The organism is Mesorhizobium sp. 128a, assembly GCF_053848025.1.
The window spans coordinates 1-22,135 of sequence record NZ_JBSPKY010000036.1 but is presented as its reverse complement, the minus strand read 5'-3'; the positions used below and the strand labels follow the sequence as shown (position 1 = coordinate 22,135).

At 58.6% G+C, this 22,135-nt stretch carries 19 protein-coding genes and 2 pseudogenes; 13 read left to right on the top strand and 8 right to left on the bottom strand.

Annotated features, from left to right (window positions below; genetic code table 11):
- Positions 1-12 precede the first annotated feature (12 nt).
- The 9 genes and pseudogenes from trbK-alt to ACWTU9_RS31610 all read left to right on the top strand — a co-directional run bounded on the left by trbK-alt (position 13) and on the right by ACWTU9_RS31610 (position 7,099).
- Positions 13-339 (top strand): putative entry exclusion protein TrbK-alt, encoded by a 327-nt coding sequence (trbK-alt, locus tag ACWTU9_RS31650; RefSeq protein ID WP_455861747.1) that lies wholly within the window; start codon positions 13-15, stop codon positions 337-339.
- Complete coding sequence (trbL, locus tag ACWTU9_RS31645; protein WP_455861746.1) at positions 336-1,733, top strand: P-type conjugative transfer protein TrbL; 1,398 nt, start codon at positions 336-338, stop codon at positions 1,731-1,733. The genes trbK-alt and trbL overlap by 4 nt, the downstream gene beginning before the upstream one ends.
- Positions 1,730-2,416, top strand: a complete 687-nt coding sequence (trbF, locus tag ACWTU9_RS31640) for a conjugal transfer protein TrbF (RefSeq protein ID WP_455861745.1) — start codon at positions 1,730-1,732, stop codon at positions 2,414-2,416. Before trbL ends, trbF begins: the two co-directional genes overlap by 4 nt.
- Positions 2,416-3,459 carry a P-type conjugative transfer protein TrbG gene (gene trbG / locus ACWTU9_RS31635; RefSeq protein WP_455861751.1) on the top strand — a complete coding sequence of 348 codons (1,044 nt, stop codon included), beginning with the start codon at positions 2,416-2,418 and terminating at the stop codon, positions 3,457-3,459. The genes trbF and trbG overlap by 1 nt, the downstream gene beginning before the upstream one ends.
- Positions 3,456-4,661, top strand: a complete 1,206-nt coding sequence (locus tag ACWTU9_RS31630; RefSeq protein ID WP_455861744.1) for a TrbI/VirB10 family protein — start codon at positions 3,456-3,458, stop codon at positions 4,659-4,661. Before trbG ends, ACWTU9_RS31630 begins: the two co-directional genes overlap by 4 nt.
- Positions 4,658-4,801: a DUF2274 domain-containing protein gene (locus ACWTU9_RS31625; RefSeq protein ID WP_455861743.1), complete on the top strand. Its 144-nt coding sequence runs from the start codon at positions 4,658-4,660 to the stop codon at positions 4,799-4,801. Before ACWTU9_RS31630 ends, ACWTU9_RS31625 begins: the two co-directional genes overlap by 4 nt.
- The gene (locus ACWTU9_RS31620; RefSeq protein ID WP_455861742.1) at positions 4,789-5,019 is read left to right on the top strand and encodes a DUF2274 domain-containing protein; all 231 of its coding nucleotides are present in this window, start codon (positions 4,789-4,791) and stop codon (positions 5,017-5,019) included. Before ACWTU9_RS31625 ends, ACWTU9_RS31620 begins: the two co-directional genes overlap by 13 nt.
- A 485-nt stretch (positions 5,020-5,504) precedes the next feature.
- Positions 5,505-5,820, top strand: a pseudogene (locus tag ACWTU9_RS31615) (IS630 family transposase); the annotation flags it as partial.
- Between the two features lie 130 nt (positions 5,821-5,950).
- Positions 5,951-7,099, top strand: coding sequence for a TlpA disulfide reductase family protein (locus ACWTU9_RS31610; RefSeq protein ID WP_455861741.1), 1,149 nt, complete (start codon positions 5,951-5,953; stop codon positions 7,097-7,099).
- A 610-nt stretch (positions 7,100-7,709) separates the two neighbouring features.
- Here the strand turns inward: ACWTU9_RS31610 and ACWTU9_RS31605 are convergent.
- The 6 genes and pseudogenes from ACWTU9_RS31605 to ACWTU9_RS31580 form a co-directional block, all read right to left on the bottom strand.
- The gene (locus tag ACWTU9_RS31605) at positions 7,710-8,126 is read right to left on the bottom strand and encodes a LysR family transcriptional regulator (protein ID WP_455861740.1); all 417 of its coding nucleotides are present in this window, start codon (positions 8,124-8,126) and stop codon (positions 7,710-7,712) included.
- A 34-nt stretch (positions 8,127-8,160) separates the two neighbouring features.
- Entirely contained in the window at positions 8,161-8,763 is a 603-nt protein-coding gene (locus tag ACWTU9_RS31600) for an acyl-homoserine-lactone synthase (RefSeq protein ID WP_455861739.1), read from the bottom strand.
- A gap of 76 nt (positions 8,764-8,839) precedes the next feature.
- A complete protein-coding gene (locus tag ACWTU9_RS31595) occupies positions 8,840-9,589 on the bottom strand; it encodes a helix-turn-helix transcriptional regulator (protein ID WP_455861738.1) in 750 nt (249 codons plus the stop codon).
- A 450-nt stretch (positions 9,590-10,039) separates the two neighbouring features.
- Positions 10,040-10,473: pseudogene (locus ACWTU9_RS31590) on the bottom strand (PIN domain-containing protein).
- Positions 10,470-10,769, bottom strand: a complete 300-nt coding sequence (locus ACWTU9_RS31585; protein ID WP_455861737.1) for a hypothetical protein — start codon at positions 10,767-10,769, stop codon at positions 10,470-10,472. Before ACWTU9_RS31585 ends, ACWTU9_RS31590 begins: the two are co-directional and overlap by 4 nt.
- Positions 10,770-11,085: 316 nt before the next feature.
- The gene (locus tag ACWTU9_RS31580; protein ID WP_455861736.1) at positions 11,086-12,987 is read right to left on the bottom strand and encodes an ABC transporter ATP-binding protein; all 1,902 of its coding nucleotides are present in this window, start codon (positions 12,985-12,987) and stop codon (positions 11,086-11,088) included.
- 266 nt (positions 12,988-13,253) lie between these two features.
- On the opposite strand from ACWTU9_RS31580, the gene ACWTU9_RS31575 reads away from it, so the two are divergent.
- Positions 13,254-13,451, top strand: coding sequence for a hypothetical protein (locus tag ACWTU9_RS31575; RefSeq protein WP_455861735.1), 198 nt, complete (start codon positions 13,254-13,256; stop codon positions 13,449-13,451).
- Between the two features lie 743 nt (positions 13,452-14,194).
- On the opposite strand, the gene ACWTU9_RS31570 is transcribed toward ACWTU9_RS31575, so the two are convergent.
- Together ACWTU9_RS31570 and ACWTU9_RS31565 are read right to left on the bottom strand one after the other, a co-directional pair.
- On the bottom strand, positions 14,195-14,338 hold the full coding sequence (locus ACWTU9_RS31570; RefSeq protein ID WP_455861734.1) for a hypothetical protein: 144 nt from the start codon (positions 14,336-14,338) through the stop codon (positions 14,195-14,197).
- Between the two features lie 390 nt (positions 14,339-14,728).
- Entirely contained in the window at positions 14,729-16,015 is a 1,287-nt protein-coding gene (locus ACWTU9_RS31565) for an ATP-grasp domain-containing protein (protein ID WP_455861733.1), read from the bottom strand.
- 386 nt (positions 16,016-16,401) lie between these two features.
- On the opposite strand from ACWTU9_RS31565, the gene ACWTU9_RS31560 reads away from it, so the two are divergent.
- From ACWTU9_RS31560 to ACWTU9_RS31550, 3 genes are all read left to right on the top strand, one after another.
- The gene (locus ACWTU9_RS31560; RefSeq protein ID WP_455861732.1) at positions 16,402-19,074 is read left to right on the top strand and encodes an AMP-binding protein; all 2,673 of its coding nucleotides are present in this window, start codon (positions 16,402-16,404) and stop codon (positions 19,072-19,074) included.
- 17 nt (positions 19,075-19,091) lie between these two features.
- Entirely contained in the window at positions 19,092-19,913 is an 822-nt protein-coding gene (locus ACWTU9_RS31555) for an aspartyl/asparaginyl beta-hydroxylase domain-containing protein (RefSeq protein WP_455861731.1), read from the top strand.
- 1,365 nt (positions 19,914-21,278) lie between these two features.
- On the top strand, positions 21,279-22,016 hold the full coding sequence (locus tag ACWTU9_RS31550) for a methyltransferase domain-containing protein (protein WP_455861730.1): 738 nt from the start codon (positions 21,279-21,281) through the stop codon (positions 22,014-22,016).
- Positions 22,017-22,135 lie beyond the last annotated feature (119 nt).

Here is a 22,135-nt window from a genome sequence, read left to right as displayed (position 1 = left end):
GGGTTTTCTCCGATGGACTTCAAGACGACCGCCCGCTTGATCGGGGTGACGGCGCTCGCACTGGCGGTCGCCATCACCATCATCTCGCGCAACGACGATAAATACACCGCTCCGCCAATCCTGCGCCAGGCCGATCCCGATAGCGGTCCGCTGGTCCATGAGCTCATGCGTTGCCGCACGCTCGGCGAACAGGCCACCCACGACATTGCCTGCAAGGCCGCCTGGGAAGAAAGCCGCCGCCGCTTCTTCATGCCCGGCAATCGCGACAAACCGGCGTGGCCGGCCGACGACCGGTTCGGCCGGATCGACCGCTCGCTGGCCGAGGACAAGACGCCATGAACGATACCGGCGTAATTGACCGCTTTCTGGAAACCTTCACCCGATACATCGATTCCGGCTTTGGCCTGCTCGGTGGCGAAGTCGCCTTCCTCACCTCAACCCTGATCGTCATCGACATCACCCTAGCGGGGATATTCTGGGCCTGGGGCGCTGACGAGGACGTCCTGCACCGGCTGGTGAAGAAGACGCTCTATATCGGCTTCTTCGCCTTCATCATCGGAAACTTCAATCGTCTGGCTGGCATCGTGTTCGAGAGTTTTTCCGGGCTCGGCCTCAAGGCGGGAGGGTCGACCCTTTCCGGTGCTGCACTGCTGCAGCCAGGCCGCGTCGCACAGGTCGGTATCGACGCCGGCAATCCCATCCTCGAAGCCGCCAGCCAGTTGATGGGTTACGTCTCCTTCTTCGAGAATTTTGTCCAGATCGCCGTTCTGATGATCGCCTGGGCAATCGTCCTCATCGCCTTCTTCATCCTGGCCGTGCAGATCTTCGTCACGCTGATCGAATTCAAGCTGACGACGCTTGCCGGCTTTGTGCTGATCCCGTTTGCGCTGTTCAACAGGACGGCCTTCCTCGCCGAAAAGGTGCTCGGTAATATCGTCGCTTCCGGTGTGAAAATTCTCGTGCTCGCCGTCATCGTCGGCATCGGCTCGGGTCTGTTTGGGGAATTCACGCAAGGCTTCGCTGACCAACCTACCATTACGGATGCGCTGTCACTTGTTCTCGGCGCTCTTTCGCTTATGGGGCTCTCGATCTTTGGCCCGGGCATTGCGACAGGGCTCGTCTCAGGAGCGCCGCAACTCGGCGCGGGTGCCGCAGTCGGCACGAGCCTCGCCGCCGCCGGTCTTGGCGCCGCGGGTTACATGGGCGCGCGTGCTGGACTGAGTGGTGCCGCAAATACTGTTGGCGCCGGGGGGCGCATGTCAGCCGCGGCGGCGCGCGGCGGTGCGCATCTGGCGGGAAGTACGTCGACCGCCTTCGGCCTCGCCGCTGCTGCCTCAGGACACAGTGGTGCCGGCGCAGTTGCCGCTGGTCTCGGCGGTGTCGCCCGAGCCGGGGTCGGGGCCGCCGTTCAGCCGGTCAGGCACGCCATGTCGCGCGCCACGTCGGCGCTCGGCAGCAGCAATCAATCCGGTCGTTCTGCGGGATGGAATGCTACCGGCGGGCAATCGCCGGTTGGCAGCATGAGCGCAGCCGCAAACGATCCCTCCTTTGCCGGACCATCCACCGCATCCCCTTCGAACTCCACAGCCGGCTCGCCGCCCGAATGGGCCACTCGCATGAAGCGTGGCCAGGACCTGAGCCATGGGGCCGGCATGGCAGCGCATTCCATCCGCTCCGGCGATCACGGCGGCGGCTCGATGAATGTCTCTCTCCACCAGGATGATCACCGATGAACCCCTTCAAACGACCTTCTGTCCGGTACGGCAAGACGACCCAGCCGGAGACGCCGTATCAGCGCGCAGCCCAAGCGTGGGACGAGCGCATTGGCTCGGCGCGTATGCAGGCGAAAAACTGGCGGCTGCTGGCCTTTGGATCGCTCGTGCTTGCCGGCGGTTTCGGTTCGGCGTTGGTCTGGCAATCGACGCGGGGCTCCGTCGTTCCCTGGGTGGTTCAGGTTGACAAGTTTGGCGAGGCCCAGGTGGTGGCACCGGCCACGGCCGACTTCAAGCCGATGGATCCGCAGATCGCATGGCATCTCGCCCGCTTCATTGAGCAGGTGCGAAGTATCGCGGACGATCCTGTCATCGTGCGTCAGAACTGGTTGCGCGCCTACGATTACGCCACCGATCGCGGCGCTACCTCTCTCAATGACTACGCCCGCCTGAGCGACCCTTTTGCCAAGGTTGGCAAAGTCCAGGTCGCGATCGACGTCTCGAGCGTCATCCGCGCCTCGCCGGATTCGTTTCGCGTCGCCTGGACCGAGCGCCGCTACGAGAACGGCAGTCTGGCCAGCACCGAACGTTGGACCGCCATCCTTACCATCGTCATTCAACAACCCCGCGATGCCGAGCGGCTGAAAGCCAATCCGCTCGGTGTCTACGTCAACGCCATAAACTGGTCGAAGGAGCTTTCATGATGCATCCCGCACGAACACCGACAAGGGGCAAACGGGCGGCGCGCGTGCTTGCCGCAGGCCTGCTATCCGCGACAGCGCTCGCCGGCTGCGCCTCGAAAAAATACATCCCGCCCGAGATCGACTACGATGATGCCGCGCCCGCAGTGCGCAAGGTCGACCCGCCCGGTCCGGTGAAGGTGGTGGAATTGCCGAAACCCCTTCCGCTACCTGGCCAGCTGAAGCCGGTCGACAGCGCCAAGGCAAAGGCCGAGGCTACCGATCCAAAGCAGCGGATCAGCCAGGCGAACGAGGCCGCGCGCATGCAGCCCGTACGCGACGGCTTCATCAACGCAATCCAGCTCTATCCCTGGAGCGAGGGCGCGCTCTACCAGATCTACGCCGCACCCGGCCAGGTCACCGACATCGCTTTGCAGCCGGGTGAGCAGCTTGTCGGCTCAGGTCCTGTCGCTGCAGGCGACACGGTGCGCTGGATCATCGGCGATACGCAAAGCGGGGCAGGGGAGCTGCTTCAGGTTCATATTCTCGTCAAGCCGACGCGCCCTGATCTCCAGACCAACCTGGTCATCAACAGCGACCGTCGGACTTATCATCTCGAGCTGCGCTCGACCGAGAAGACCTATATGGCCTCGGTTTCTTGGCAATATCCGCAAGACCAGTTGATCGCGCTCCGGCGCCAAAACGCTCAGGCTTCCGCCGCGCAGCCAGTCGCTTCCGGCGTCGACATCCAGAAACTCAACTTCCGCTATCGGATCGAGGGTGACCCAGCACCCTGGAAGCCGCTGCGCGCTTTCGACGATGGCGCAAAAGTCTATATCGAATTCCCATCGGGCATCGGCCAGGGTGAAATGCCGCCGCTCTTCGTTGTTGGTCCGTCAGGCGGCTCCGAACTGGTCAACTACCGCGCCCGCCAGAACTACTATGTCGTCGACCGGCTGTTTGCCGCGGCCGAACTGAGGCTGGGCGATAAGACGAGCGAAAAGCGCGTCCGCATCGTGCGCACCGACGGAAGAAAGCCGCAGCGCAGCGTGGGGCTGTTTCGATGAGCGAACCTTCCAATAACCCGGATATCGAAGCGGAGCTGCGGTTGCGACCAGAGCCCGCCAGGGTGACGCGACTGTCGCGCAAGGTGCTCATTGGCCTTGGTGGCGTCGCAAGCGTCGCGATCCTCGGCACGCTGATCTGGGCACTCGATAGCAGACGACGCGGCAACGAGCAGCCATCCGAACTGTTCAGCACGGAAAACCGTACCACCGCCGACGGACTGCAGGGCCTGCCAAAGGACTATTCGGGCGTCCCGAAACTCGGGCCTGCATTGCCCGGCGATCTCGGACGGCCAATTCTGCGCGCGCAAGAGCGAGGCCAGCAGGTTCAGGTCCCAGACATCCAAACGCCGCGTGCCGACCCTGAAGAACAACGCCGCCTGGCCGAGATCGAGGCCGCCCGCGTGGCGAAGCTGTTCGCCGACAGTAATTCGCGGGCCAATTCAGCGCGACAGAGTTCTGGCACAAATAGTAGCGGCGAGGCTTCGTCAGGATTAGCGTCGCCGCCCGAACTGCCCGCGCTCGAGCCGGGCTCGGCGCAAAATATGCAGGACCGCAAAACTGCCTTCGTCAACGCAGCGCCCGACCGCCGCACCGTCAGTCCCGATCGCCTCGCTGAAAAAGCGTCCCCCTACGTCATCCAGGCCGGAACGGTCATTCCAGCTGCCCTCATCACGGGCATCCGCTCCGACCTGCCCGGCCAAATCAGCGCTCAGGTCACGGAGAATGTCTATGATGGCCCGACAGGGTCATACCTCCTGGTCCCCCAAGGAGCAAAACTGATCGGCCAATATGATAGCCAGGTCGCGTTCGGCCAGTCGCGCGTGCTGCTGGTGTGGAACCGGCTCATCATGCCCAATGGCAACTCGATTGTGCTCGAGCGCCAGCAGGGCGCGGATACCGAAGGGTTCTCTGGGCTCGAGGACGAGGTCGACCATCACTGGGGCCAGCTGTTTCGGGCTGCAGCGCTCTCGACGCTGCTTGGGATCGGCACGTCGCTTGGCTCCAGCAACGACGAAGGTGATATCGCCAAGGCCATTCGCGAAGGCGCACAGGATTCGCTCAGCAATGTCGGCCAGCAGATCGTGCGCAATCAGCTCAATGTCCAGCCGACGCTGACCATCCGGCCGGGTTTCCCGGTTCGGGTCATCGTCAATCGCGATCTCGTTCTGGCGCCGTACGGTGCAGCGAAGGATCCGTCATGAGCAAGCTGAAGCTCTCCGCCATTCCAGATGATCGGCCAGTCAAAGTGACGGTCGAGTTGCCGGCGGCCGTATATCGCGATCTCAATGGTCAACATGTCCCGGTCGCATTTCCTGTCGGAGGCGGCGCATGGCGAACCTGAAACTTGGTCCACTGCCTAAATTCGGGACGGTCCGCATGACGATCGCGCTTCCCGAGCCGCTTAAGGACGAACTGGAGCGCTACGCGGCGGAATACAGCCGCTTGTATGAGCCCGTCGAAGCGGCGGCTCTGATCCCCCATATGCTCGAGGCCTTCATGCGATCGGATCGCGGCTATCGCAGCCGCAAGGCGCAAGCGGCGCGAGGACAGGTCCGTTAACGTGGGGTCTGGCCATGTCGACACCGGCGTGGGCGTGGACGGATCCGAGGCGGCAGGGATCATCAGCCTAGCCGCTCCACGTTCTGTTGAGGCCTATCCGGGGATCCGATTTCCAGCGCTGAGTTGCCGTCCGACAGGCTTGAGGTCTGCACCCAACACGTCACGCACGTCATCAGGCGACAGCGCGTAACGGGGAAGGCGGTCCTGAGCCAGCTCCGTGGCTAAAGACGCTATCCTGCTCGCGACAGAGGGGGCGGCAACCCGCGCCGCGCCTCATCAATCGCGCTAGAGAAAAGTCAGCGATCGCCAGGTTTTTCTGCACGAGGCAGACAGGTCGCGCGTACTTTTGACCAGCGCCCAAGTGCTGCTGCTCAGCGATTCGACTATCAATTTTACCGCCGGCGAACGCTAGAGCGTAATGAATTGATTGTGAGGTGACACAGCTTTGCTGAGCTGATTCAACGTCCACTTTAATGAGGTGGATGATGGCAAAGGCACTCAGTGAAGACCTTCGGTCGCCGGTTTTGAAGTCTTGCGATGAGGGTACGTCGGCGCGGCAGGCGGCGGCGCGGATCGGCGTGAGGATATCGAGTGCGATCCGTTGGATTGCACGGCGAAAATCGGCGAGCGAACGCCTCGGCCACAGGGTTGGCGGCGCGCGTCCGGTCTCGATGCGCATGAGCCTTCATCGCCGGGTTGATCAAGGCTTGCAAGGACATCACGCTGGACGAGATGGTTGAACTGCTGGCCCTCGAGCGGTCGGCACGCATTGGCCGCAGTGCCTTGAGCGTGCTGGCACGGCCTTTGCTCAAACTGACGAATGGCAACCCTGCTGAGGGCTGACCACGCAAGACGTGCCTGTCTTTTGGTTGTGTGTTCCGTTTCCGACAAGGACAGGCTCGCACATTTGGCAATAGCTTTGGAGAGCGACATGGTGCTTCGAATGGATTCCCCCGCCCCTGCCATCAAGGTGCAGAGCTGGCTGCGTGGCGAGCCGCTGACAGCCTTCCAGCCTGGGAAACTGTACATCGTCGAGTTTTGGGCGACGTGGTGTGGCCCCTGCGTGGCGGCGATGCCCCATCTGGCGGAGCTGCAGGAGAAATACAAGGATCGCGGGCTTGACGTTGTCGGAGTCGCAACTTCTGAACACGCTCCGACCGCGGACGAAGCGCGTACCAAGCTGGACGCGTGGTTGACCGAAAACTGCTCGTATCTGAATTATCGGATTGCGTTCGACTTCACAGGCGAAATGGACAAGCTTTGGATGGAAGCCAGCCTCTCCGTTGGGATTCCGACCTCGTTCGTTGTCGATCGTGATGGCGCCATCGCCTTCATCGGTCATCCGATGGAACTCGAAAAGGTCTTGCCCAAAGTGATCAACGGCAGCTGGCGCACCAGCAAGCAAGCGAAAGCCGGTGATGCGAAGCGGATTGCCGAAGACGAAGCCAGAATGGTGAAGATGCCGATTTTTGAGAAGTATTATGCGGCGTTCAAGGCACAGGAGTGGCACACGGCGCTCTCGGCCATCGAAGAGGGTGTCGCCGTGTTCCCGGACGATCCCAATATCCGCACGTGCCATGCGAATCTGCTGCTTCACGAAATGCGCGACATGCGGGCGGGCATGCCGGTCCTGCAGCTCTTCGTTCGCGACGCGATCAACAAAAATTCCGTGAATTGGTTGTCTCAGGTGCTGGAACAACTCTTCCATCCGGAGGAGGACTATTCGTACCTTCCCTCTGCCGAGCGCTTCGCGATGGGCAAGCAGCTATCCGAACACATCCTGGCTCTGGATCCCCCGGCAGGCGACGGCGCCTTCAAGTTCCTATATTATCCGGCGCTCGGTCAGTACTTTTACGAGAGCGGCGACAAGGATCGCGCGATCGAGTTGATCGAAGTGGCACTGAAGTCGCTCGCCGATTGGCAGGATGGCTCGGAAAAAACGAAACGGCGGATTGGACAGCGATTGCTGCAGGCCCTGGCCAACTACAAGGGTGAGCAGGTTTGCTCACAAGATCTTTGTGTAGCTCCACAAAAGGATTTCCCGAAGCCAAACCGCACCCGGCGGAAGACGAAAAGATGAAGAGGGATGACAGGTCGGAAATGCCGTGGCCTGACTGGGCGAATTGTTGGGCGAGTGCACGCGCGCCGCAAGCACGCCCGAAAAGGCGATTGAAGTCTGGGCCTATGCGCCGTCGCCATCCTGGGTTGGATCGGATGCTGTCCCTGATCCGTCCTCTGTGCGCAGCAGCAAAGGCCTGCCTCGCGAGCTCAGGCGGGACGTCGTCAAGGATGGCCGGTTGGCGCCGCACCCAAAAATCGGTGAGCTAAAGTCGCGGCATCGGTTCTCCAAAAACGGAGCGTCTTCGGCGCGAACCTTGTTGGGAGCTGTACTCCTCGCGCTGTCCTCTCTGCCCGCGTACCCAAGGTGCAGGACTTCGCCTGCATCCCAAGAACCAGCTCTGCAGCCGCCGCTCGGTTCAGCGTCTGCACGAATGATCCTGGAACATGGATTGTATAGGCTGGACGCCACAAATTCTTGGGCCGTTAAGCCGGTCGGCCGCAAGCAGATCCAGTCAGATTTGGTCTAGCTGCGCCGGTGTTGTGGCAGTTCATGCTAGGGCTCGAGCGTTCGCTTGGGTCCGCGCGACACCGAAGGCCGCGAATTGCGCACGCGGGACGACGATGGATTATCAAAGCTCGGGATGATGCTTGCGTAGAAGGGCGACGAACGCAGGTAAGTTGGGATCCTTGCCCAAGCAGGCAACGACAGCACTGAGAAACCCACAATGGCACGGTGGCCCGTCCGATCCGATCGAAAGCGGCTGACCATCGCTGTGGCCCGCTGATTCAAGCCCCTGAAGCGTGTCGTCCAAATCTTTCAGAATGTGTCGTATTTTGGTCAGGAAAGTTTGGCCTGCGGCCGTTGCTCTGACCCCGCCGGGGTGGCGTTCGAACAAAGTCACGCCCAGTCTCAATTCGAGATCTTTTACGCGCCGGCTGAGCGCGGAATGATGAACCCGCAGTCGCCGGGATGCGCCGAGGAAGCTGCCTTCCTCGGCGACGACGGTCGCAAAATGAAGCGTGAGAAGTTGGATGGAGCGGCGCATGGCACCTCTTGCGTGCGCGGACCGTGGCTTGCGATTAGGATGCGGATTTATTGTTGCCTGGGCTGCGGGTCTCACGAAGCCTTTGCAGCGTGCGCTCATCGAAATTGGCTGTCACCGCGACCGTCTCTTCACCGCCGATTATTTTCGGCAGCCCAAGCGGCGTCACCTTGAAATGCAACTGAACCAGGCGCAGCAGCCAGAGCGGGTTCATTTCGATAATGATTGTGTCGACCCCGCTACCCAAGCCCCACTCGACGATGCCGGACAACAGCGCATTGGCAACCGGACTCAGCATCCGTCCCCGTTCGCGATATTGCGGCTCGACACAGTAACGCGACCATTCCCAGATGTTTTCTCCCACTGGACGCGTGCCTTCGCACAGCTCTGGTAAGACATCCGACAGAAGATGAGGTCGCGTTGAAGCCAGCAGGCGTTGGTAGCCGACAACACGATTCTGCTCGGTGAAGAGCATATGGACCGCTCGCCTGTCGTCAAAGCGGTCGACCTCACGACCGTCTTCACGCCACAGGTCGGTCCAGCCCTTTTCCTCGACAAAAACTTTGTGGCGAAGCCGGAACGCCTGATCCAGTTCCGCCTGACATTCGTCGGCATTGTGCGACGTGACGACAAGAAGCATCTCGGTTGTCCTCCAGTTTCGAGGCCAACCCAATGGTTCATCGCGGACGAACACGGCATCACGCGATTGCGTGAGGCTAGCTGATCAGCCCCAGGCGGAAAGCTTTCGCGACTGCATGCACGTTGTTTGTCACGCCGAGCCTCTCGCGCACCGATCGCAGATGCGTATCTGCCGTGTTGCGGCTGATGTTCAGGCGATCGGCGATGTTGTCGACGGTGAGACCTTCGGCAGCCCAGCGCAGGACGTCCTGCTGGCGAGGCGACAGGCGCACGGGTTTCGAGCTTCGTTTTCCCTCGGCAAGAATAACCGCGCAACCGAAGGCGCAGGCGGCGACGAACTGAAAGGCGAGACGGTCGTGAGGATCTGGCTCGAGCTTCTCCCCCGCAACGGAAAATCCTACCGCTTGTCCGTTCAAAGTCGCGAACGGAATCGTGAAGCCGTCGCGGAGCTTGAACTCTGTTGCCTCCGCCATGATCTGTCGGCCGAAGGAACAAACGCTGGAAACTTGATCGATCTCGCTCCACCGGAAAGGCGTGGCCCCACGCTTGACAAGCTGAATGGTGGGGTCGCGATAAAGATAGCCTTTTGAGAAATAGCGCTCCGACCATTGTTGAGGCCAGGCGTCGAGCAGGACATGCGAAATCTGCTCGCGCCTCAGCGCGCGAGGCGGCGGGATGGGTCCTGCCAGCACGTTTCTGACGCCAAACCGGTCGCCATAGGAAATCAGGTGGCGACAGATTTCCTGCTGGCTTGAGCTCTTGCGGATCTGATTGAGGAACTCGAACGTGTCATCGAGGTGCCGACGCCAAAGCGCAGGTGCTTCCATAACGCATTGCTTCCATGATGGTGGTCGTTTGCCGCTTGGTGAGATTGAAGGCATCAGGCTTCTCGCATCGCTGCCGACCGGGTGCTGGCCGGCAACTATCCTCGATTCTGGTTCCTCAGATAGCTATGTTGCTCGGTTTGAGGTCGAGCATTTTCGATGTTAACCGCGAAGCCGAGCCGACCGGCGGACCCATCCATCCCGTTGCGCGCATCCCGGATGCCGAAATCGCGTGTGATTGTCGTTGCCTATGCTCAGTCTGAGTATATCCGAACTGTTGCTTTTCGGCATGATCGGAGTCAACCCCTGGCACAACGGGTAGTCCGGACCTGCGACAGTCATGCAACTGGCGCAAGCGGAAGAATCGAGCAGCGCACACCGGATTTGGAGTGAGCGCTCTATCTGAGTCTCGGCCATCTTGCCCTCCCGAGCATTAGTTAACCCACAAATGCGTCACACCGGTCCGCGCATCGGGTTGACGAATTGGAGTCCGGCAAAGTCCTTTTCGTTGTCCGTCACCACCACGCACTCGTTCGCGCCGGCGACAGCGGCTATCATCATAACGAGCCCGCTGCGTTGCTGGCCGACCGCTCTCCCTTTCGCCATCAGGTGCGCCCAGATCAGCGCCGCCTTGTCGTCGAACGAGAGGATGCGGTTCGCAAACAGCGCCTGAGGTCCTTCAGACCCCGAGAACCACTTGTCGAGCGCGTCGCGTTTTTTTTGCCTCGCGGCTTCTCCAAAATACCGCGGCGGATCTCCGCAAGCGTCAGCGACGCGATGAACAGATCCTCGTCGCGCTGTGACGACATCCATGCGATGAGCGATTCCGATGGCTGCGGTTTGACAACATTGCTGATGATGTTGGTGTCGAGGAGGTAGCGCGTCACAGGTCGACGTTGCGCCCTTCTTCATGGGGCCGCGAAACATCGAGGTCCGCGCCCACCAGCGGCGAACGCCGCAAGGCGGCGAGGATTCGGCCAGACTTGAGTGGCTCGGCAGCAATCGACGTGCTCACGGCCGCGCGAACCTCTGACGCTTCGGGGGTGTCCTCCGACAGGCGCCGCGCAAGCGATCGGATCAGATCGCGATCAGCGTCCCGACCGAGTACTTCGAAGCGCGCTAAGCCGCGCAGGGCAAGGCGGGAGCGGTAATGTTGGATGGCACGCTTCTGTGAAGTTCCCATGGTGGCCTCCATCTGTTTCCAGTAATACAGCCAGGAATAGGGCTTTCGGCAAGAACTGGGCAGTAGTGCCGGGGCGCAACTCGCGGGTCAGCGAGGAGACAGAAGTGCGGCGATCGACGCATTCCATGAAAGCGAAATTGCACCCTGTGTCGATGGCGTGGTCGGGTGCGTTTTTCGAGCGGCGGGTGAACAACTTCATTCTGTCAACAGCAGCGCGCTATCCACCCTAGAATCTGACGTCCCCGAATGCGCTAGGGGGAAGCAGGCACGCTGGACTTCTGGAAGGGCCGTTCACCCCTGACGAGCCAATTAGCGCCTAGCGGTAGCCCGCCGCCTGGAGTTCGAAGAGTTCGGCATAGCGACCGGACTGCGCCAAAAGTTCCTCATGTGTACCCTGCGCCTCAACTTTCCCGTCGGCCAGCACCAGGATTCGGTCGGCCATCCGCACACTGGAAAAGCGATGGGAAATTAGAACCGATGTCTTGCCCTTGCTCAGTTCCTTGAAACGCCGGAACACCTCGGATTCCGAACGGGCATCCAGTGCGGCCGTCGGTTCGTCCAGGATCAATAGCTCGGCACCGCGCATGTAGGCACGAGCAATGGCGATCTTCTGCCATTCGCCGCCTGACAGCTCCACGCCATTATCAAACTGCTTACCGATCATCTGGTCATATCCGCCGGGCAGCCTGCCGATGACTTGGCCGGCTTGGCTGCGTTCGGCGGCGCGTTCTATGCGATCTCTATCCTCGCGCGCCTTGATCCGGCCAACCGCGATGTTGTCACTCGCAGTCATATTGTAGCGAACGAAATCCTGGAAGATCACGCCGATCGAATTGCGCAGTTCATCCAGATCGTACTGGCGCAAATTCTTCCCATCGAGAAGGATCCGGCCCTCGCTGGGATCGTAGAGGCGCGTCAGCAGCTTAACCAGCGTGGTCTTGCCGGCGCCGTTCTCCCCAACAAGCGCCAACACCTCTCCGGCCCGCAGCGTGAAGCTGAGATCGCGCACTGCCCAGCGCTCCGCTCCCGGATATCTGAATCCCACGTTTTTGAAGACGAAGCCTTCTCGGATTGGACAAGGCACGGACAGCGCGTTTTCGGGCGACAGGATTTCAGGCTTCAAGTCAAAGAAGGAGAACAGGTCCCTGAGGTACTGTGCTTGGTTGGCGGTTATCGCGAACCCGAACAGCAGTGATTCCAGCTGATCGCTCAGTTGCAGGAGCGAACCGGAGAGAAACGCAAGCTCGCCAACGGTGAAGTCGCCCTGCAGCGTACCCCATATGATGTAAGCGTAAGCGCTGTAATAGGCCATGGTTCCGACGGCGGTGAACACACCGCTCCAGATCGTACGCCGTACCGCCAGCTTACGGTTGGCGGTGTAGAACTGTTTGGCAAGCTGGACATAGCGATCGATGAGGAAGCGGCTCAAGCCGAAAATCTTGACCTCTTTGGCCGTTTCGCCTCTGGCTGCCGTTTCGCGTACATAGTTATGTTCGCGCCGTTGGGGCGTGCGGCCGAAATCGAGCGAGTAGCTCTTCCCATTGAAATGGAACTCGCCGATAAGTGCCGGCACTAGTGCGACCAACACCAGAACGATCAGCCAAGGAGCAATGATGAGAAGGCCCGCGGCGAAGCTAACCACCCTTACCATGCCCGTCGCCTGGCCAAAAAGGGACATCAGCGTCATGGAGTTGCTTGTCTGCGCGCGAGCACGTTCGAGCTGGTCCTGAAATTCGGCGTCCTCGAAATCCTTCAGATCCAGTGTCGCGGCATGTTCCATCAGACGCACGCTCGATGCGGTGGTGACGCGCTCCGCCAGTACACCGTCAAGGAGACGGGCGACGCGGCTCATTAAGTCTGCAAACACAGCCAGTCCGAACCCGGCGGCGATCAACAGTGCAAGCCGGTCCAACCGGTCGCCATGAATCAAGTCGGACAGGATGGGCGCCCCCGATGGGATTTGCTTAACGACTTCGTCGATGATCAGACTGCCGACATAGAGTGTGCTGACGGGAAGCAGCGCATCGACTAGCCTCAGCAGCAATGACGAGATGGTCAGATACGGGCCTGTGCGCCACACCATCGCGATAAACAGGGCTAGGACGCGAAGCGAACTGAGCTGCGCCTTCGTTGAACACGCACGCGGTGGCGAGGACGTATTGTCACAGACAGCTGTTTGTTGAGGAGCTTTGGGACTTCTGCCATTCTGGCTGCTCATGCTAAAAACTCGCGTCCTCTGCGAAGGGTCAATGGGCTACTCCTTGACTCTAGGTCCGGTCTTCTGCTTCCCGTCCCGGACTTCACCGCGGGTTGGCGAGTTGAGTTGGAAGGATTTCTCCTCAGCCGATATGCAGGCTCGTTGCCAATCTGGCTTGCAAATGCCGCGCCAAGTGAAAGCCCGCTCAATGCGGCGAATACGATTGTCGAGGCGCTGTCCGATGGCCGACATTGTCGGATATGGGACAAATACGGCCTTCACCTGGGATGGAATCGAGCCTACCATCGCGCGCGATCTCGGTTGCGGTGCGATGTTGCTTTCTGGCCATCAATGTCACGGTCGCGCCGACCGAACTGATCGGCCACTACCGGTCGCTCCTCGAGCCGCTCGGTGTGCAAACCGACCTATACAAGTACCTATGGAAGGCCGGTGTCGAGGTCGGGCTGGACGCCTTGTTTGGATGAGCCGTGCATCCTCATCAAGGAAAGCCCAGGGCCACCCTGCTGTGCGTCATCGACATCGGCTCCGCGTTAGGAAGCCAGGTCACCAATGGGGCGCACGACCAGACGCCGGATTTTATCTCTGGGGTGCGATGTGGTGGATCTGGGCCTGCCAATTGCACGGCCAAGGCTTGGCCTCGATCTCGTGAACACGATAGAGCCGGTGATTAGGTCCGCGCGACAAGATGCAGGGCTTCTGCAGGCGATCTCCAATCTGGCGAGCGCCAATTTCGCAAAGGTACGGCAGTGAACTCGGCGGCACGTCGGTTGGCCGCGCGGCCCCGAGCCGCTTCTTCCGCGGACGTCTGAGGAATAGACCGACTTCGCCGAGGTGAAAAGAACCGGCCCTCTGGCTGAAGGCTATGAAATGGAGTGGAATTCATGAAGCCTGAATCGTTGCGATCGGCGCCGGCACGGTTGGCGCAGCTATCGCCTTCGAACTGCAGCGGCGCGGCCGCGACCCTCCTGATTTGCCGAGCTACGCTAAGCAAAGGCGCCCTCAGCAATATGGCGAGCACCCCTGCCTGCGTTCCCGGCCTTCATCGCGCTTGACGTGCGGCCGCGGATGCCGATGAGGTGGTTGGCCGGGAAGGGCCCGTTCGGTTCGCCTTCGTACCTGCCGAAGCTTCATGCGCCGTTCTAGTGATTTCGTTCAGCAAGCCGTCCACCGCTTATGCGGGAACTGGACGTGCTGGGCGGTGAGCACGTCATCGGCGATCTGCTGCCGCTCCTCGAACCGCCGGTGTCGCACACCCCTTTTCCTCGACAAACACCTTGTGGCGAAGACGGAACGCCTGATCCAGTTCCGCCTGACATTCGTCGGCATTGTGCGAGGTGATGACAAGAAGCATCTTGGTTGTCCTCCGGTTTCGAGGCCAACCAATGATTCATCGCGGACCGATGCGGCATCACGCGATTGCGTGAGGCTGGGCTTTGGTCCGTGGCTTTGACGATGGTGCCGGCCTTCGGAACGATGGCGCCTTTGGCAGGTTCGGGGAATCGGCCGCCCCTAGGCCGCCGTAGTTTGTGAGGATGGAGCGCCGCCAGATCTTCGGCTGTACGCCGCGCTCCGCATCAGCCGCCGAACCATCTTTGTCAAGGCACAGCTGGTGCAATGCTGCGCAACGGCCACCGCTGCGCTGCTCCGCTTGCCCTCTGGCGTGGGAGCAGATACGAAAGATTCTTTGAAATAGCCGCCTAAAGTAGTGGCACCTGATCCGCCTCGCGCGTGTTCAATTGCACTAGTCGCATTTACCCGCGCCAGGCGAGACCCCGCCGAGCTGTTCCTTTTCGCTAAGCGCCGAAAACGGGGTAATCGACCAGTCGATCAAGTCGACCGCATCCTGAAGTATCGCCTCAGTCTGAGCGAGGCTGGGCGAAACGGCAACTATATGTCCGATGCAGTCTCGGAAATCACCGTTCCTCACGATCGGCGTCTTGGGTTCAACGTACAATTTGACTTCTGCGACCCCTGGTATGGCAGCCACACGGCTGTCGCCACAGATCCAATCAATGATGCCGTCGCGATCGGCAACTAGATACCGGGCGCCCGCAGTGTGCGAATTCCTTGCGCGCAAATTCCATTCGTCGCCGGTGACTAGCTTGATGTGCTCGGTGACTAGGTCGATGCCATAAGCCAGCTGAATCAGCTGAGGGTTGGGCGCGCCAGCAAGACGCGGATTGACTTCGATGACCACTGGGCCAAGCTTCGTCCAGCGCAGTTCGATGTTCGTGGGCCCCCAGCCAAGCCCAAGAGCTCGTAAACAGGTCAGCGAAACCTCAATAATGCGGTCATGCTGTTCAGAACTCAGCACGGCCGGAAAAGTCGACTGACGAAAAACGAAATGTGGGGGAGGGCCCGAGTCGGCAGCATCAATCCCAATGACCTCATTTCCCATTATCTCGGCGCAAAAAAAAGGGCCTTGTGCAAATTCTTCGACTAGAACCCTCGGCGGACCCTCCCATACATGCTTCCCGCCCAACAGATAGGTCATGTGTTCGTATAACTCGTGGACGTTGCGGCACAATCGGACACCCGAGCCACCGCCGCCTACGGCCGGCTTAACAATCACCGGAAGCCCAATCTCCACGGCTGATCTTTCTGCGTCCCCGGCGTTCGCCACCAGCTGATATGCCGGCATCGGAACGCCAGCCTCCGCGAGGAGCTGGCGTTGAATGAATTTGTCGCAGCATCGTTCAATCGATTCTGAGTTCGGCCCCGGGAGTGCGAAATACTGGCAGAGCTTGCCAATTGTCGCAGAAGCCGTCTCCCCAAGGGGGGTCACGAAGCCCGTAATGCCAGCTATGTCATAGGTCGCGCGCAGCCGGGAACATTCGCGGATCAACGCATCGAGATTGGTTGTGTCGACTCGGATTGCCTTGCTCCCGTGCGTCGCAACATAGTCGTACTGAGCTGGGTCGGCCGACAGGGTGATCGGTGTAAGGCCAAGACGCTGGGCAGCTTGGACGTACAGCAGACCATTGCCCCTAGGATTGCCCTCAAGCAGGATGAGTGCTCGTCTTGTCATCAGCTGTTAATTCCTAGTTTCGTGCTGTGTGTCCGCCGGCCCAATCGCCAGCTTTCTCCGCTGCGCACCAACATGAACGTACCATTGACAGCGATTTGGGCTCGTAAAGTTTGCGTAAACTTATTTGAACGCCTGACTTGGTAATTCAGTACTGTCGCCGGTCTCGTGCCCGTGAGCTGCTAGATTGCGTCTTTCACAAGTCTTTACAAATGATTACCTCAGCTTTGATCCGAAACGCGTTAGCGTGGCCGATGAAATAGCAGCCTACGACCGAGTGGCGTGGCTGTGCCAGGGAGGCTGATCCTGGCGAGGTGTTTGAATCGACTGCCGATTCCTAGGTATCGCAGGGGGCGGTTGGCGGAAAGACTGTAACGGAGGCTCCCATTATGCAAACTCTAGTACCGATCCTCTCAGGGGCGCACAGGTCCTCGCGTTTTGGGCACGACAAGATCGCCGATCTAATTGCCCAGATCTTGAAAAATTTCCCATCGAACACCGCCGTGCGTACCGAGAACGGCGAGCTAACATACCGGGACCTGGGGACGTCTGCGTTCCAGATTATCGAGCGCTTAGAGGCCGTCGGTATCCGCCCTGGTGACGCCGTCATTATAAAACTTCCCCGATCAGTTGATTTGGTCACGGTCATTCTGGCTTCCCAAATGCTAGGGGTTGCCTTCGTGCCCGTTGATCCATCGGACTCCGACCGGCGGTTGGGCCAGATACTGCGCAACACCAGCGCCAACGCCGTAGTAACTCACAACTCAGATGGTTCCATTCAAATTGAGGGCGTTTCGACAGGTGGTGACGTGACCCCTGCATTCCCAGACACAGCGTATATCATGCACACCTCTGGAAGCACCGGAATCCCGAAGGGGGTACCGGTATCCCAGCCGGCTCTTCTGAATTTGATCGACTGGTACATCAACATGATCGATTTCTCTGAAAACGCCAGCATTTCGCAGCTCACGCGGCCCACGTTCGACGCCTCGATTCCTGAATTTTTCGTTCCCTTTGCAACAGGTGGGACAATTGTGTTGCCTACCACGGAACTGCGAACACAGATCATTCAAACAATCGAGTTTCTAATTCAAAGTGGGACGAACGCCATTCCGACTGCTCCAACATTATTGCGACGATTCGTTGGAACGCTTGAACGTATTCCCCGCTTGGCAGAGCGTCTAACGGATCTAAAATATGTTGTCTGCGGCGGAGAAGCATTGCCAGATTCGCTTAGGCGGAGGTTTTACTCGGTACTGCCAAATGCAACTCTAATAAATACTTACGGACCTACCGAGTGCTGTGTGTCGGTTAATTACCACTATTGCCGTCGTAGTGACGTGGAGCTCCCGATGTTCATCGGCAAGCCAGCTCCAAATATAGAATTCTTTGTTCTCGACGAGACCCAGTCCAGTGTTGGGCTCGGAGTGGAAGGCGAGCTCTGGGTTGGAGGCCTGCAAACCTCGGAAGCCTATGTGGCTGATGAAGCCGAATCGAACCTGCGCTTCGTGCCATACATGACCGCCAATGGCGAACAGGTGTTGTATCGCACTGGTGATTACGTCGTGGCTTCTGAAGAACACGGCTTACAGTTTGTCGGAAGAAAGGATGATCAGATCAAGTTTCGAGGAGTCCGATTGGAGAAAGGGGAGATTATCAGCGAAATCGACAAGATGGGCCTATGTGCGGATTCGGCGTTGCTCGTAGTAAAAACCGACGACGATGCGGGCCAGGAGCTAGTTTGCATCGTGACGCCTGCGAGCGCTGACGTGGATGAAATCCGCCGGCGACTCTCTGATGCACTGCCAGATGATCGATTGCCGAGGCTGGTTTTGCCCCTTGTCGAGCTTCCTTTCACTCCCAATGGAAAGCTCGATCAACGCGCCCTCGAGAGAACTGCTATGGAGGCGCTCAGGCGGAATTTGAAGTGTGCTGTGCCACAGGCCGAATATACGGCAGGGTCACCGCTGGACTCCGTGCTGCAAGCGGTTCACGCCATCCTAGGACGATGGGTGCTGCCTAGTTTCATAGCTCGTGAGTGCGACATCGATTCACTCAACTTCCTCGAGATACAAATACAAATGGCCGAGATGGGCCTCATGTTCTGCGAGGACGTCTACCAAAATCAAGACTTTTCGTTTGAGGAGTGGTCAAGGCGAATTCAACCGATTTCCAGCGGAGCTCAAGCGGTCGCGAAACGTGCGAGCACACAGGCCGTGGAGTTTACAGACGAGTTCTTGCGAATTATCGAATACCTTGAGACTCGTTCCCCGAGCACTGTTGTACTGCATTCATCACTTGTAGCGTTAAGGAACGTAACCGCGAACCAGGTGGCATGCACTCTTCTCGATGGCATAAAGCGCCTCTCTGCGTCATCGACCGTTATTCTACCAGCTTTTACGTTGAGCTACTGTGGCGCGCGGAACTTTCATTGGGAGAGGACCAAGTCTGAAACAGGAGTGCTAGCCGATCTCGTCATGCGAGAGCTTCCCGCTGGACGCACCAAACATCCCGCCTATTCGATGGTCGTGACCGGCTTGAGAACACGTGAATTATGCGAAACAGACTGGTGGAAGCGCAGTCCCTTCGGTGACGATTCGATATTTGGACTAGTCAGCCGGCTCGGAGGATTCGTCATGGGCCTCGGCACGTCGGTCGCTACCCATGTTCACCGCTGCGAACTGTTGGCGCACGTGCCGTACATGAACACGATCGATATCGAGGGTGTCGTTGATTTTGGAACCGGGCCGCATAACGCCTCATCATCGATTTATGTGCGTGATGTGGCGGGAACGCCGGAGTACAGATTCCTTGCGCGCGATGTTGATCGCGACGTTCGTGAATTGAAGAATGTCATGCGTGAGTTCGCGCTGGGTGGAACCTATGCAAGGCTTGTCAGCGTGGCAGACATGGAGTCCGTATTGGTTCCCGCTATGCGCAAGGAGCCATATGGTTTTCTTAGGGAGGAGTGTAGGAACGAAGCACAACGCGCCTATCCCATCAGAAATCCTCCCCAAAAATCCTTACCTAGTGAAACAAGCAATTCGGAGGCTGGGAAATGACAACACGGATATTGGGCGTGATCAATCTGGATCGAAGGCGGCTGGCGGACGATCTGGCTACTGTAGCAAATTCAGAGTTCTCAACGGCATATTCGGACTTCGCCTGCGGGCAATGGGAATTCTGCATGCTCCGAAATCGATCTGGGCAGGAGGACGAGGAGACGGTGGTCACCCACCATGTCCCAGCGCTCGCAACGCCTCTGGGGATGTCTTTGCCCTATCTCAGCGAACTCATGGAGGGTCACTTTGATACTGAATCTATACGGTACGCTCGGATCATTCGCATTTCCAACAATGCTTGCATCATTCCTCACCGCGATTATCTGGAATTGGACGCCCATTTTGTCAGACTCCATCTGGTCCTCGACACAAATGACAGATGCGCCAACACGGAGGAGGATAGGATCTTCCATATGGGGCGAGGAGAGATTTGGTTTCTCGACGCGACCCTACCGCACGCGGCTGGATGCTTCTCAACAAAGCCAAGATTGCATTTGGTGCTCGATATCGAGGGTACTTGTGCTCCGGAAGGCGTTGTACGCAACGTCGGAGGTCCGTTGGCAAGAGATGCAATGGTTGATACTCGCGAGGAGTGGACTAAGAAAACGTTAGCTTCTGTTTTGGGATTTTCAGAAATCATCAGCGACGTAAACTATCGGGAGATCGTCGCGCTTTTGGCGAAGATTCACTTTTTCTACAAGGTCGACTGCCAGGATATGTATGGGTGGTTGAAAGAGATCTGCCGACGTCACGGTGATCCAGCACTCATCGAAAAGACCGACTCGTTAAAACGTTTTTACCTCACCGATCGTGCAGCTGGCGAGATCATGAAATATTGATTTGCGCCGCGTGAGATTCCGATCGTCGCTGTGACGTTCGCCGCCGTGGGGGTTCACATAGCCTAAACGAATGGCAGGTCCGCGTGCGATCGCCCCGAGCTCATTCATGTGGGCCGTCGCGGGAGGTGCACGGCTGATCAGGGGTACTGGCTAAATCCCTCATTGACCAACCCGGCGGACGCATTCGCAACGGATACCGCCAAGTCGCGGCTACTCTCTCGCCAGGTCCGCCAGTTCAACGACGTCGGTCGTCGGGTGCTTGTTCCGTTCATGTCCGACAATTTCGCTGCTTGGGCACTGGTCAAGGACGCCGCCTTTTTGGTTAGGATGCTGTCGCGTTCAAGCACGAGGCAGTGTCGAGAATGGTTGGGCGACGTATGCGCGGCGATCAGGTAACCCCGGATGCTACCAGAGCCTGGGGGTGGGACGAGCCCCAGAATGTTGCGCCGGCGAGACCAACTTTGTGGCAGAGCCGGCTTGCTGGCGCGCTTGTCGGCGCGCATGGCGACGCGCGGTCAAGCATCAGGGCCGAGCCACTCGTCGTTACTGAGTTCGTGTGCTATGACCAGATCTCCTATGCGGTGGATGCCGGCTAGCCCAAGGGTCTGCATCTAATCGGCAGCTGAGTTGTCTGCGCACGTCGTGCGATCGCATATCGCTGCAGCACCATATGGAAGATCGGTTCATTCGCAGCTGAGGTCAGGAAATCGGCGGCACGGCGGTTGAACTATTGCTCGTGACAGACAATTTCGATGATTTCTCCCCCAACAGGGCTGCGCCCGACTGAAGCTCACTCCGCGGTGGATCTGATGGAAAGTCCGGGGAGCCGGGCCAAAGCAGCTCGTCTGCTTGCACGTGCGCAGCGGCGTCGGATGTGCCGTACGGGGCGTAGTAGCGAAGAAAAGAAGTCGTAAATGTCGTAACAACATGAGCTGTCTGCGCAGCTGCATTTCCCGTCACTTGTTTGCCCGAGACGCAGCAACTCTCGGGACTCGGTGGCTTGTCCGTTGTTGCAAACCCGACAAAAAGCAGAGTGGCGAAACAGGGAGGATCGGACACGAAAGCTAACACATGGGAATTAAAGCTGTTTCTGTCTTGGCATATCTTTTGCGGCTGGACCTGCGAATTCACATGGGAACGAACCATAGTAACAACAATGCTTGATAGCCTAACCGACCTCTACACGCGTTGGCGGCGGTACATTTGTGCGTTCGCGCTCCCTTCCCACGCGCGGCCAGCGAAGAGTTCGTCAGCACAAGACGAGATCAGAGAAACATTTTCGAACCAAAATGGTGGGATCGTGCTGTCTAGGTTTCTGAAGTAGCATTGGTGGCAAGACGGTCAAAACTTGCAGGAGAACTGAATATGTCTGACGCGTTCATCTACGACAAGAATTGGGCTTCGGCCTATGAAAACTTCACCAACGTGCGGGGTAAGATTGCTGAGGCAGACGAGACGGCCGCCTTTCTTAGCAGATATTCCAGCGGAGGCAGTGCTCTTGAACTTGGAATTGGCGATGGGCGCGTGGCGGTGCCTTTGAGCGACCTAGGCGTCAGGGTGGGAGGGATCGACAATTCGGACAGCATGTTGGAACTTCTCGCCAAGCGCACCAACTTGGTCAAGTCTTGGAAGGGAGATATTGCCGATTTTCAATCAGATCAACGTTATAATTTGGTATATTGTATTTATAATACATTCACGCTACTATTCACGCGCGAGGCGCAGATTTCTTGTCTGAAATCTGCCCGAGAGGCGCTAGAAGATAACGGTGTTGTCGTAGTAGAGGTGGGTGTTCCGGCGTTAGAAGGACTAGTGAATGGCCAAAAAACGACCACGCTTCTCGTCGATCATGAGAACACGCTTCTTCACGCGGATGTCCATGATCCAGTGAACCAGACCTTCACGTCAACCCTCCTCTGGTTTTCAGGTACATCGGTCAAGCGCTTACCAAGTCGTGTTCGCTACGTCTACCACCAGGAACTCGATACCATGGCGGAATGTGCAGGGCTTGAACTGGCGGAGCGTTGGGAAGATTGGGAGAAGGGGGCTTTCACTGGAGTGTCCAAGCGTCATATCTCAGTTTATCGCCGAGCCAGTGTGTAGTTCAGCGATTTCTGAAGCCGTACAGAATCATAGTGATCGAACCATGCTAAATTGGACTGGCGTTTTCCCGGCTGTAACTACCAAGCTGACGAAGGAGGGCAGGGTTGACCTCCAGGCGA

What these genes read in the sequence shown, in the direction of transcription:
- ACWTU9_RS31550 (WP_455861730.1), top strand. Translation starts at nt 21,279, where the DNA reads ATGTCTGACGCGTTCATCTACGACAAGAATTGGGCTTCGGCCTATGAA.
- ACWTU9_RS31625 (WP_455861743.1), top strand. Translation starts at nt 4,658, where the DNA reads ATGAGCAAGCTGAAGCTCTCCGCCATTCCAGATGATCGGCCAGTCAAA.
- trbG (WP_455861751.1), top strand. Translation starts at nt 2,416, where the DNA reads ATGCATCCCGCACGAACACCGACAAGGGGCAAACGGGCGGCGCGCGTG.
- ACWTU9_RS31585 (WP_455861737.1), bottom strand. Translation starts at nt 10,769, where the DNA reads ATGGGAACTTCACAGAAGCGTGCCATCCAACATTACCGCTCCCGCCTT.
- ACWTU9_RS31600 (WP_455861739.1), bottom strand. Translation starts at nt 8,763, where the DNA reads ATGCTTCTTGTCGTCACGTCGCACAATGCCGACGAATGTCAGGCGGAA.
- trbF (WP_455861745.1), top strand. Translation starts at nt 1,730, where the DNA reads ATGAACCCCTTCAAACGACCTTCTGTCCGGTACGGCAAGACGACCCAG.
- ACWTU9_RS31570 (WP_455861734.1), bottom strand. Translation starts at nt 14,338, where the DNA reads ATGCTTCTTGTCATCACCTCGCACAATGCCGACGAATGTCAGGCGGAA.
- ACWTU9_RS31565 (WP_455861733.1), bottom strand. Translation starts at nt 16,015, where the DNA reads ATGACAAGACGAGCACTCATCCTGCTTGAGGGCAATCCTAGGGGCAAT.
- trbK-alt (WP_455861747.1), top strand. Translation starts at nt 13, where the DNA reads ATGGACTTCAAGACGACCGCCCGCTTGATCGGGGTGACGGCGCTCGCA.
- ACWTU9_RS31630 (WP_455861744.1), top strand. Translation starts at nt 3,456, where the DNA reads ATGAGCGAACCTTCCAATAACCCGGATATCGAAGCGGAGCTGCGGTTG.
- ACWTU9_RS31620 (WP_455861742.1), top strand. Translation starts at nt 4,789, where the DNA reads ATGGCGAACCTGAAACTTGGTCCACTGCCTAAATTCGGGACGGTCCGC.
- ACWTU9_RS31595 (WP_455861738.1), bottom strand. Translation starts at nt 9,589, where the DNA reads ATGGAAGCACCTGCGCTTTGGCGTCGGCACCTCGATGACACGTTCGAG.
- ACWTU9_RS31605 (WP_455861740.1), bottom strand. Translation starts at nt 8,126, where the DNA reads ATGCGCCGCTCCATCCAACTTCTCACGCTTCATTTTGCGACCGTCGTC.
- ACWTU9_RS31580 (WP_455861736.1), bottom strand. Translation starts at nt 12,987, where the DNA reads ATGAGCAGCCAGAATGGCAGAAGTCCCAAAGCTCCTCAACAAACAGCT.
- ACWTU9_RS31560 (WP_455861732.1), top strand. Translation starts at nt 16,402, where the DNA reads ATGCAAACTCTAGTACCGATCCTCTCAGGGGCGCACAGGTCCTCGCGT.
- ACWTU9_RS31610 (WP_455861741.1), top strand. Translation starts at nt 5,951, where the DNA reads ATGGTGCTTCGAATGGATTCCCCCGCCCCTGCCATCAAGGTGCAGAGC.
- trbL (WP_455861746.1), top strand. Translation starts at nt 336, where the DNA reads ATGAACGATACCGGCGTAATTGACCGCTTTCTGGAAACCTTCACCCGA.
- ACWTU9_RS31575 (WP_455861735.1), top strand. Translation starts at nt 13,254, where the DNA reads ATGGAATCGAGCCTACCATCGCGCGCGATCTCGGTTGCGGTGCGATGT.